This is a genomic window from Streptacidiphilus jeojiense, from assembly GCF_000719095.1.
Classification (GTDB): Bacteria; Actinomycetota; Actinomycetes; order Streptomycetales; family Streptomycetaceae; genus Streptacidiphilus; species Streptacidiphilus jeojiensis.
The window spans coordinates 142,445-153,314 of the sequence record NZ_JOEH01000019.1; the positions used below are offsets into that span (position 1 = coordinate 142,445).

Consider the following 10,870-nt stretch of genomic DNA (forward strand, 5'->3'; position numbering starts at 1 on the left):
CCCACAGACCTCAGATGCCCCGGACAGCAGGACCCGTCCGGGGCGTTTTGGTGTCCGGCTGCGGCGTGTGCATGGCTTGGCGCGCAGTTCCCCGCGCCCCTGGATGGTGCAACTTGCCCACAGTGCGCCAGTTGCAGCCCCCTAGGGGCGCGGGGAACTGCGCGGCCAGCCCTAGTCGTGCCAGGCGCCGAGTTCCTCCAGAAGTTGCTGCAACGGCTCGAAGAGGCCGGACGGGGCCGCTACGGTGAGTTCGGTGGAGGCGGGGTCCCCCGGACGCCCCCCGGTCAGCGCCCCCGCCTCCGTGGCGATCAGGACCCCGGCCGCGTGGTCCCACGGGTTGAGCCCGCGCTCGAAGTAGCCGTCGAGCCGTCCCGCGGCGACGTCGCACAGGTCGATCGCGGCCGAGCCGGCCCGCCGGATGTCCCGCAGCCTGGGCACCAGCTCGCGGACCACCTCGGCCTGCCGGACCCGGCGCTCGCGCAGGTACCCGAAGCCCGTGCCGACCAGTGCCTGACCCATCTCCGGGGCTTCCCCGCAGCGCAGTTGACGGCCGTTCAGGAAGGCCCCGCCGCCCCGCACCGCCTGCACGGTCTCACCGCGCGGCGGCACCTCGACCACGCCGACCAGGGTCCGCCCGTCAAGCTCGGCGGCGATGCTGACCGACCAGGCGGGGAGGCCGTAGAGGTAGTTCACCGTCCCGTCCAGCGGGTCGATCACCCAGCGGACGCCGGTGCTGCCGGCGCGGGAGGCGCCCTCCTCGCCGAGCAGGCCGTCCTCGGGGCGGCGGTCCATGATCAGCTCGGTGATCAGCTTCTCGGCGGCGAGGTCCATCTCGGTGACCACGTCGACCGAGCTGGACTTGGTCGCGGCGACGCCCAGGTCGTCCGGGCGGCCGTCGCGCAGCAGCACCCCGGCCCGGCTCGCGGCCTCCAGGGCCAGGTCGAGGAGTTCGGCCTTCAGCTCGTCCATCAGGTCGTCCATGGTCAGGTCAGTCCGTCCAGTCGGCACCGGCCGCGGCCGGAAGGGGATTGCGGAACGCCGGGCAGCAGTCCGCAGGGCATACGTCGTGGCTCGGGCCCAGCGCGCCCAGCGCGCAGCGCGCCGGGCGCTCACCGCGTGCGCTCGCGGCGCGTTCCAGTACGAGGTCGCGCACGGCCGCGGCGAAGCGCGGGTCCGCGCCGACGGTGCGGGCCCGGGAGACCGGCAGTCCCAGCTCGGCGGCCTTCTCGGCGGCCTGGGTGTCGAGGTCGTAGACGACCTCCATGTGGTCCGAGACGAAGCCGATCGGCACCATCACCACCGCCGGGGCGCCTGCGGTCGCCTGTGACTCCAGGTGGTCGCAGATGTCGGGCTCCAGCCAGGGCGTCTGCGGGGAGCCGCTGCGGCTCTGGTAGACCAGCTCCCACTCCCGCCCGGCCACCCCGGTCTCCTTGGCCACCGCCTCGGCGACCAGCCGCGCCGTCTCCAGGTGCTGCGCCACATAGGCTCCGCCCGGCATCCCCCGCGCCGGATCGTCGGGGGCGCCCGAGGTGTCCGCCAGCGCATTGGGGATGGAGTGGGTGGTGAACGCCAGCCGCGCGCCGTCGCGCACGCCCTCCGGGAGCTCCGCCAGTGCGGCCAGGGTGTTGTCGATCATCGGTTCGACGAAGCCCGGGTGGTTGTAGAAGTTGCGCAGCTTGTCCAGCCGCAGCTCGGCGGCGCCCGGCGCGCCCTCCTCCCGCAGCCGGGTCAGCGCCGCGGCCAGGTTCTCCCGGTACTGGCGGCATCCCGAGTAGTTGGCGTAGGCGCTGGTGGCCAGCACCAGCACCCGGCGCCGGCCGTCGGCCGCCAGCTCGCGCAGGGTGTCCACCAGGTAGGGGGCCCAGTTCCGGTTGCCCCAGTAGACCGGCAGGTCGAGCCCCTGGCCGGCCAGGTCGGCGCGGAGCGCCGCCAGCAGTTCGCGGTTCTGCGCGTTGATCGGGCTGACCCCGCCGAAGAGGAAGTAGTGCTGCCCGACCTCGGCCAGCCGCTCGCGCGGGATGCCGCGGCCCCGGGTCACGTTCTCCAGGAACGGCACCACGTCCTCCGGTCCCTCCGGACCGCCGAAGGAGAGCAGCAGCAGGGCGTCATAGGGACTGGTACGTGCATCGGACATGGGTCCGATCCTGCCACTAGCGGCCCGGTGGTTATTCGATTGACCACCCCCGTAAGCTGTGTAAGTTCCTCATAACCCTTACGGGTCTTTCGCACAGTCAGTTGGAGCACCGTGCTGTCCACCTACCGCCGGATCTTCGACGCCCCCGGGAGCCTGGCCTTCTCCGCCGCCGGCTTCGTCTCCCGCATGCCGTTGTCGATGACCGGCATCGGCGTCGTCACCATGCTCTCGACCCTGCGCGGCGACTACGGTCTGGCCGGGGCGGTCTCGGCGACGCTGGCGCTGTCCGCCGCCGCCCTGGGGCCGCAGGTCTCGCGCCAGGTGGACCGGTACGGGCAGGCCCGGGTGATCCTCCCGGCCACCGGGATCACCGTGGCCGCCATGGGCGTGCTGCTGCTCTGCGCCCGGTTCGACGCGCCGGCCTGGACCCTGTTCGCGGCGGCAGTCCCGGCCGGCTGCATGCCGAGCATGGGGTCGCTGGTCCGGGCCCGCTGGGCGCTGATCTACCGGGGTTCGCCGAACCTGCACACCGCCTACGCCTTCGAGTCGGTGGTGGACGAGATCGTCTTCATCATCGGCCCGATCCTCTCGGTCGGGCTGTGCACCGCGATCTTCCCCGAGGCCGGGCCGCTGGTCGCGACGGTGCTGCTGCTGACCGGGGTACTGCTGTTCGCGGCCCAGCGCGGCACCGAGCCGCCGCTGCACCCGGTCTCGGTGCAGCGCTCCGGATCGGCGCTGCGCACCCCCGGGATGTGGGTGCTGGTGCTGACCTTCGTCGGTGTGGGGACCATCTTCGGCTCGGTGGACGTGGTCACCGTGGCCTTCGCCGACCACCTGCACCACAAGGCGCTCTCCAGCGTCGTGCTGGCGGTATACGCGCTCGGCTCCTGCGTCGCCGGCATCGTCTTCGGCGCGCTGAAACTGCACGGCCCCTTGTCCAGGAGGTTCCTGCTGGGGATCCTCACCATGGCGGTGAGTATGCTGCCCCTCCTATTCGTGAAGAACCTCGTGGCCCTGGCAGCGGCACTGTTCGTCGCCGGGCTGTCCATCTCCCCCACCATGGTCACCACCATGGGGCTGGTGGAACGGATCGTCCCCGCCTCCAAGCTCACCGAGGGGATGACCTGGACCACCACGGGCCTCGCCGTCGGCGTCGCCCTCGGCTCCTCGGCGGCCGGTTGGGTGGTGGACGGGGCGGGCGCGGCGGCCGGTTACTGGGTGACCGTGACGGCCGGCGGCTTCGCCGCAGCCACGGCGTTCCTCGGGTCACGCCGACTCAGGTCGGCACCGGAACAGCAGGAGCGTGCACATGTCGACGACGACCAGCGGCAGCCCCAACCCGGCTAGCCGGGCCGCCAGCAGCGCTGCCCCGGGCGCCTGGAGCAACTGGGCCGGCAACCAGACCGCCCGGCCCCGCCGCACCGTCTCCCCCGCCTCGGTCGAGGAGCTGGCCGCCGCCGTGCGCGCCGCGGCCGAGGACGGGCAGCCGGTCAAGGCCGTCGGCAGCGGACACTCCTTCACCGCCATCGCCGCCACCGACGGCGTCCTGGTGAGCCCGGAGCGGCTGACCAAGGTCCGGGAGATCGACCACAAGGGCGGTACCGTCACCGTCGAGTCGGGCCTGCCGCTGGAGAAGCTCAACGTGCTGCTGGAGCACGCCGGCCTGGCCCTGACCAACATGGGCGACATCATGGTGCAGACCGTCGCCGGCGCGACCAGCACCGGCACCCACGGCACCGGACGCGCCTCGGGCTCGCTGGCGGCCCAGATCAAGGCCCTGGAGATAGTCCTGGCCGACGGCACGGTGACCCGCTGCTCCCCGACCGAGAACGCGGAGCTGTTCGCCGGGGCCCGGCTCGGCCTGGGCGCGCTGGGCGTGGTCAGCGCGATCACCTTCGGGGTGGAGCCGGCCTTCCAACTCACCGCCTTCGAGCAGCCGATGTCCTTCAGCGAGGTGACCGGCCGCTTCGACGAGCTGGTGACCGACAACGAGCACTTCGAGTTCTACTGGTTCCCGCACACCGAGGGCTGCTCCACCAAGCGCAACAACCGCAGCGAGGGCCCCGCGGCTCCGCTGACCCCGTTCCGGAAGTGGCTGGACGACGAGTTCATCTCCAACACCGTCTGGGAGGGCGCCTGCCGGGTCGGCCGCCGCTTCCCCGGCACCATCCCGGGCATCGCGAGGATCGCCAGCAAGGCCTGGTCCGAGCGCACCTACACGGACGTCTCCTACAAGGTGTTCACCAGCCCGCGCCGGGTGCGCTTCGTGGAGATGGAGTACGCGGTGCCGCGCGAGGCCGCGACGACCGTGCTGCGCGAGCTGAAGGCACTGGTGGACCGCTCCGGCTGGAGGATCAGCTTCCCGGTCGAGGTCCGCGTCGCCCCCGCCGACGACCTGTGGATGTCGACCGCGAGCGAGCGCGACACCGCGTACATCGCGGTGCACCTCTACCGGGGGACGACCGACCCCGGCTACTTCACCGAGGTGGAGAAGATCATGACGGCGCACCAGGGCCGCCCGCACTGGGGCAAGCTGCACACCCGCGACGCCGAGTACCTGGCCGGGGTGTACCCGCACTTCGCCGAGTTCACCGCACTGCGCGACAAGGTCGACCCCGAGCGCCGCTTCGGCAACGACTACCTGCGCAGGGTGCTCGGCGCCTGACGCCGGGGCCCGGAGCCCGGGGGCTACGGCGTCGCGGTCGAGGACGCCGTGGCGCCGGCGCCGGCAGCCGGGTCGGCGGTGCCACTGGCAGCGGTCGACGGCGTGGACGACGCCGAGGCCGAGGCGGAGGGGGCGGTGCTGGCGCTCGCCGAGGCGGACGGGGTCGGCGTACTCGCGGCGGCCGAGCTGCTGGGAGTGGCGGACGGATCGGTGCCGGAGCCGGTACCGGTGCTGCCGCCGGACGGCGTCGCCGCTGCCGAGCCGCCCTGGCCGGGGGTCTGTGAGGGGCTCCCGCCGACGCCGTCGGACGACCCGGAACCGCCGGTGCCGCCCCACACGGTGGTGCCCACGGTCTGCCCGGTGGCGAACTCGGTGATCGCGATCGGGGTCATCGCCAGCACGAACACCAGGCCGCTGACCAGGGCGTAGAACTTCCAGGTCCGCTTCCTCGCGGGCTTCCCGCCCTTGTAGACGGTGACCGACTCGTTCTCCGCCGGCGGGGCGACCTGCGCCATCATCCGGGTGTGCTCGCCGCCGGGGTCGAACGGATCGAACTGCGCGGTCGCGGCGGCCCCGTCCTTGTCGAACGCCACCACGGCGTCCGCCCTGCGGGCCGCCGCCCACTCCTCCGGCGTCTGCGCCGCCTCGACCACGGCCGGCACCCGGCTGCGGATCTCCTCGCCGGTCCGGCGGAAGACGTGCTGGAAGACCGCGCTGCCGCAGGTGGCGCCGATGCTGACCACGGCAGCGCCGATGATCGTCCCGGCCACGCCCAGGCTGGACGCAAGGATCGCGGCGCCCACGGCGGCCAGCGCACTGGCCGCCACCTGTATGAGACTCAGATCGAGGGACTTTCGCCCCTTGCTTGCCTGCCTTTGGTCCTGCTCCTGCATTACGCCCCTTTTATGCGCCTTTCTCCAACTTGTACAAGGTACGACCGTTCGAAGGCACGAACAGGTTCCAGCCAGTGCGAAGGTGTGAAGATGATCACCGTCCGCCGGTCGGTCGACCGCCATCGGAGTGGCGACCCTTGAGAATCCCGTGATTCAGGGGAGACTTGGGCAGCGAGCCGCGACACCCGGGACTCACGAATGGAGTAGTGTTCGTGACACCCGACTGCGGGTCACCTCGGCGTGCCGTTCTTGGAATCGATCCCCTCGGGATCAACTCCGGGGGCGGAGGCGGCTTCCGGAGACATTCAGGAGCCAGAGGCTGAGAAAGATTACCGTGCCATACCGGTGAGTCGCGGATAGGGGCCGACGCACCGGGTAACTCTGCAATGTTGTGGTCGGCCGCCCGTCGGCAGGTCACACTCGTTACGGGAGCAGCGACGCAGGTGACGTCGGCAGGCACCACCCGGGAGGTAACCGTGCCCGAACTGCGTGTCGTAGCCGTCAGCAATGACGGCTCACGACTGGTGCTCAAGGCCGCCGACTCGACGGAATACTTCCTTCCGATTGACGAACGGCTGCGCGCCGCCGTGCGCGGCGACCGCCCGCGGCTGGGCCAGATCGACGTCGAGAGCCACCTCCGTCCGCGCGACATCCAGGCCCGGATAAGGGCCGGGGCCAGTGCCGAGGAGGTCGCCCAGCTCGCCGGGATCTCGGTGGAGCGGGTCCGTCGCTTCGAGGGTCCGGTGCTGGCCGAGCGCGCCTTCATGGCCGAGCGCGCCCGCAAGACCTCGGTGCGCCGCCAGGGCGAGAGCACCGGTCCCCAGCTCGGTGACGCGGTCGCCGAGCGGCTGCTGCTGCGCGGCGCCGAGAAGGACAGCCACAGCTGGGACTCCTGGCGCCGCGAGGACAACACCTGGGAGATCGCCCTGGTCTTCCGGGTCGGCGGCCAACCGCAGCAGGCCCGCTGGACCTACGACCCGCCGCGGCGGCTGGTGCAGCCGCTGGACGACGAGGCCCGCTCGCTGATCGGCGAGAGCCCGCAGCGGGTCGAGGAGGAACCGACCTTCCCGTTCAAGCCCAGGATCGCCCGACTCCCCGGAGCCGACCGCGGTATGGGCATGCGCCCGATGGCACCCGAGCGCCCGCCGATGCGGGCGCCGGAACGTCCGGAGCGGCCTCCGGTGGAGGCACCGCAGGCCCCGGCACCGGCCGTGGCGGAGGCCCGGGACTCGCTGACCAGCCTGCTGGACGTGGCCGCACCGCAGCCGGCGCCGCTGGCGGCCGAACCGGTCGAGCCTGCGGCGGAGGCGGCGGAACCCGCCGCGGCGGCGGGCGCGGGGGCCGCGTACGCGGACATCCTGATGCCCCGTGCGGCGGCGCCGCACCGTGATCGGCTGATCGGCAGCACGGACCGTCAGGCCGAGGCGGACGGCGTCCGCCCCGGCCGCAGGGCGGCTGTGCCGAGCTGGGACGAGATCGTCTTCGGCACCCGCCGCAAGAAGCAGGACTGACACGCTTTTGGTTTTTGCCTTTAGGGGCGCGGGGAACTGCGCGACCAGCCCTCTACGGAGGTGCATGGTTGGCAGCGCAGTTCCCCGCGCCCCTTCAGGTCGTCAGTTGCTGGTCTCGACGGGACGGTTGGGGTCCGAGGACCATTCGCTCCAGGAGCCCGGGTACAGGGCCGCGTCGATTCCGGCGAGGCTGAGGGCCAGGATTTCGTGGGCCGCGGTGACGCCGGAGCCGCAGTAGACGGCGATCCCGGCGCCGGGATCGACCCCCAGCGCGGCGAAGCGTTCGGTGAGCTCGGCCGCAGGCCGGAAGCGGCCGTCCGGGAGGAGGTTGTCCGTGGTCGGTGCGCTGATCGCGCCGGGGATGTGGCCCGCCCGCGGGTCGATCGGCTCGGTCTCGCCCCGGTAGCGCTCGCCCGCGCGGGCGTCGAGCAGCCGTCCGGTCCCGGCCAGCACCGCCGCTGCGTCCGCGTCCACGGTGGGCAGCGTGCCCGGCGCGGGGATGAAGTCACCCTTCTCGGCGGGCGGAGCCTCCTGCTGCAGCGGCAGGCCCGCGGCCGTCCACGCGGCCAGGCCGCCGTCCAGTACCCGGACCCTGCTGTGCCCGGCCCAGCGCAGCAGCCACCAGGCCCGGGCCGCCGAAGCCGAGGTCGCGGCGTCGTAGACGACCACCTCGCGGTCGGCGCTCACTCCGGCCGACCGCATGGCCGCACCCAGGACCCCGGGGTCCGGCAGCGGGTGGCGTCCGCCCGGGCCGGCCGGGGCGGCCAGCTCCGAGTCCAGTGCGATGAAGTGCGCCCCGGGAATGTGGCCGGCGGCGTAGTCCTCGGCGCCGGGCGGCGGGGTGCCGGGCTCCCAGCGGCCGAGCTGCCAGCGGACGTCAAGCAGCGCGGGCGGGTGCTCACCGGCGAGCGCGGCGGAGAGTTCGTCGGCGGTGATCAGTGTGGTGGACTCCATGGGGATCATTGTGTCCCGTGGGAGGGGCTGGAGTCGGCCAAAGGTCCGCAGTGTTCAGGACACCGTAAGGACGGTCCGGGGGTGGCGCATTCACGCCCCCGCATTCGAACAGACTGTGTCGGTGTTGCCGAAGGGCAGGACGTCCGGCGACAGCGTTCCGGCGCCCGAGGTCGCCGCGGTCACCCGGCGGATGTGGTGCCGTCGGCACAGCACCTCGTACCCGACCTCGTCGTCATTGGTGGTGACGTCCCCGACCACCACCTGGGCACCCTCTATCACCATCACCCCGCCCACCGTGCGGGCGTTGTGGGTGGCCCGGGAGCCGCACCAGCACAGGGCCTCGACCTGGAGCACCTCGACCCGGTCGGCGAGTTCGATCAGGCGCTGCGAGCCGGGAAAGAGCCTGGTGCGGAAGTCGGTGGTGATGCCGAAGGTGAAGACGTCCACGCCCAGGTCGTCGACGACCCGGGCCAGCTGGTCCACCTGATCGGTGGTGAAGAACTGTGCCTCGTCGCAGATCAGGTAGTCGCAGCGGCCGCCGGCCGACAGTTCGGCGACCACATGGGCGTGGAAGTCCAGGCCGTCGCCGACCTCCACCGCCTGGGTGGCCAGGCCGAGCCGGCTCGACAACGTCGCTGCGCCCGCGCGGTCGTTGCGGGTGAAGATCAGGCCCTGCCGGCCGCGCGCACCGTGGTTGTGGTCCATCTGCAGAGCGAGGGTCGACTTCCCGCAGTCCATCGTTCCGGAGAAGAAGACCAGCTCAGCCATGGGGTGGGAGAAACCTTTCAGTGATTCGGTACGGGGAGGGGGCGGTTCAGCGCCGGACTTCGAGCAGCGGGACCAGCTGTTCGGCCGGGGTCATCGAGCCGTGCAGACCGACCATCGCGGACTCCCCCGGCTCGCGGCGGGTGGCGATCACCGCGATGTCGGCACTGGCGGCGGCGACCACGTCGCCGATCCGCCCGTACACCCGCTCGTCGACCACCGGGCCGAACCAACCGGCGGCGATGGCCTGGTCGCGTCCGGCGATCCACATCCGGTCGCCGAGACGCTCGCGCCACACGGCGAGCAGGTCGGCCTCGGCGCCGGGGTGGGCGTAGAGGTGCCGGGCCCGGCCCTCGCCGCCGAGCAGCAGCAGGCCCGAACGCAGGTCGGGCTCCTCGTCCACGTCGACCCGGTCGGCCGGGGCGACGTCGAGCATGCCGTGGTCCGCGGTGACGTAGAGCGCCGAACGCGGCGGCAGCTGTTCGGCGAGCCGCTGGGCCAGCCGGTCCACGGCCATCAGCTGGCCGCGCCAGGCGTCGGAGTCCACGCCGTAGCGGTGGCCCATGCCGTCGAGCTCGCTGTAGTACGTGTAGACCAGGGTCCGGTCGGCGCTGCCCAGGCACTGGGCGGCCAGGTCCATCCGCTCCTCGCCGGGGAGCATGCCGTGGAAGGCGCCACCGGACAGGGCGACCTCGGTGAGCGGGGTGAACTCGAACTTCGGCGAGGACACCTGGAAGGTCGCCACACCGGCCCGCTCGGCCAGCCGGAACACCGGGGGGTGCGGCTGCCAGGTGCGCGGGCTGACATGCGGCTGCCAGCGCAGCTGGTTCATCAGCCGGCGCTCGCCGGGGATGCGCACCATGTATCCGGCCAGGCCGTGGACGCCCGGGGGCAGCCCGGTGCCGACCGAGGCCAGGCTGGTGGCGGTGGTGGCCGGGAAGCCGGTGGTCATCGGACGGCCGCTGCCGCCCAGGGAGCTGCCGAGCAGCGAGTTGAGGAACGGCGCCTCGGCGGGGTGGGCCCGCAGCTGCTCCCAGCCGAGTCCGTCCACCAGGAACACGCAGACCCGGTCGGCCGGGGCCAGCACCAGGCCGGTGTCCGGGGGGTCCGGGATGCCGAGGCCCTTGGCCAGGGCGGGCAGCAGGTCGCTGAGGGCGCCGCTGCCGTAGGCGGGGACGGGCGCGTCGGCGGGATCGAGTATCGCGGTGGAGGTCATCGGGTCTTTGCTGGGAGGCGGCGGCTGGACGGTGGTGCGCGGGGCGGGCACAGGAACGGCGGGTCAGCCGCCCGCGGCCACCGTGGCCTCGGAGAGGGCGTGCGCGAAGGTGAGCGCCTGGGAGACCGTCTCCGGACCGTCGCCCGCCTCGCTGACCCGCAGTGACAGGTCGTCGGCGGTCGAGGAGCCGGTGTAGCCGTGGTCGGCCTCGCAGTTGGGGTCGCCGCAGGCGGCGGGCTCCAGGTCGATCCGGGAGACGGCGCCCCAACCGATCGTCAGCACCACCTCGCGGGGCAGCTGGCCCCGGGTGTAGGTCTCCGGGTTGGCGACCACGCGGCTGACCACCACGGAGGAGATCCGGTCGATCCGGACGCTCTCGGTGGAGGTGGTCGCGTACGGCACCGGCGAGCTGTCGTCGGCGCCCTGCTCGTCGGTGTGGCTGACGATGAATCGGCTGTCGGTGAGGACCAGCACGGTGACGTGGCGACGGACCTCGTTGGCGTCGAAGGTCGTCTCCTGGTGCACCAGGAAGGCGGTGACGGGCTCGGCTCCGACCGCGGACTCGACGGCCTCGATGACGAGGGTCGGGTAGTAGCCGCTGCGCTCGATCGCGGAGCGCAGCCCCTGGGTGGTGGTCATACCGGTCTTCGCCATACCTCCATCCTGGCACGTACTGCTGACACTGTGCGCCACCGCGCCCGGTCTGTCGGTGCCCGCCGTACGAGCGGGCCG

10 protein-coding genes are annotated in these 10,870 nt (G+C 72.4%); 3 read left to right on the top strand and 7 right to left on the bottom strand.

Translation table 11 applies throughout. The annotated features are described in order from the left end of the window. Positions 1-171: 171 nt before the first annotated feature. Complete coding sequence (locus tag IF29_RS0124830) at positions 172-981, bottom strand: inositol monophosphatase family protein (RefSeq protein ID WP_030258997.1); 810 nt, start codon at positions 979-981, stop codon at positions 172-174. 7 nt (positions 982-988) lie between these two features. Then, entirely contained in the window at positions 989-2,134 is a 1,146-nt protein-coding gene (locus IF29_RS0124835) for a ferrochelatase (RefSeq protein WP_030258999.1), read from the bottom strand. Positions 2,135-2,245: 111 nt separating this feature from the next. On the opposite strand from IF29_RS0124835, the gene IF29_RS0124840 reads away from it, so the two are divergent. After that, positions 2,246-3,481, top strand: a complete 1,236-nt coding sequence (locus IF29_RS0124840; protein WP_037596467.1) for an MFS transporter — start codon at positions 2,246-2,248, stop codon at positions 3,479-3,481. Next, complete coding sequence (locus tag IF29_RS0124845) at positions 3,444-4,799, top strand: D-arabinono-1,4-lactone oxidase (RefSeq protein ID WP_030259004.1); 1,356 nt, start codon at positions 3,444-3,446, stop codon at positions 4,797-4,799. The genes IF29_RS0124840 and IF29_RS0124845 overlap by 38 nt, the downstream gene beginning before the upstream one ends. Positions 4,800-4,822: 23 nt before the next feature. Here the strand turns inward: IF29_RS0124845 and IF29_RS46965 are convergent, their stop codons facing one another. After that, positions 4,823-5,626 carry a hypothetical protein gene (locus IF29_RS46965; protein WP_030259006.1) on the bottom strand — a complete coding sequence of 268 codons (804 nt, stop codon included), beginning with the start codon at positions 5,624-5,626 and terminating at the stop codon, positions 4,823-4,825. Between the two features lie 509 nt (positions 5,627-6,135). On the opposite strand from IF29_RS46965, the gene sepH reads away from it, so the two are divergent. Then, positions 6,136-7,203 carry a septation protein SepH gene (sepH, locus tag IF29_RS0124855; RefSeq protein ID WP_030259008.1) on the top strand — a complete coding sequence of 356 codons (1,068 nt, stop codon included), beginning with the start codon at positions 6,136-6,138 and terminating at the stop codon, positions 7,201-7,203. A gap of 102 nt (positions 7,204-7,305) precedes the next feature. Here the strand turns inward: sepH and IF29_RS0124860 are convergent, their stop codons facing one another. The 4 genes from IF29_RS0124860 to IF29_RS0124875 form a co-directional block, all read right to left on the bottom strand. Continuing rightward, positions 7,306-8,157: a sulfurtransferase gene (locus tag IF29_RS0124860; protein ID WP_030259010.1), complete on the bottom strand. Its 852-nt coding sequence runs from the start codon at positions 8,155-8,157 to the stop codon at positions 7,306-7,308. 90 nt (positions 8,158-8,247) lie between these two features. Further along, on the bottom strand, positions 8,248-8,925 hold the full coding sequence (locus tag IF29_RS0124865) for a thymidine kinase (protein ID WP_030259013.1): 678 nt from the start codon (positions 8,923-8,925) through the stop codon (positions 8,248-8,250). 46 nt (positions 8,926-8,971) lie between these two features. Beyond that, on the bottom strand, positions 8,972-10,138 hold the full coding sequence (locus tag IF29_RS0124870) for an alkaline phosphatase family protein (protein WP_030259015.1): 1,167 nt from the start codon (positions 10,136-10,138) through the stop codon (positions 8,972-8,974). A gap of 63 nt (positions 10,139-10,201) precedes the next feature. Continuing rightward, positions 10,202-10,792: a DUF5998 family protein gene (locus IF29_RS0124875; RefSeq protein WP_030259018.1), complete on the bottom strand. Its 591-nt coding sequence runs from the start codon at positions 10,790-10,792 to the stop codon at positions 10,202-10,204. Positions 10,793-10,870: the final 78 nt, after the last annotated feature.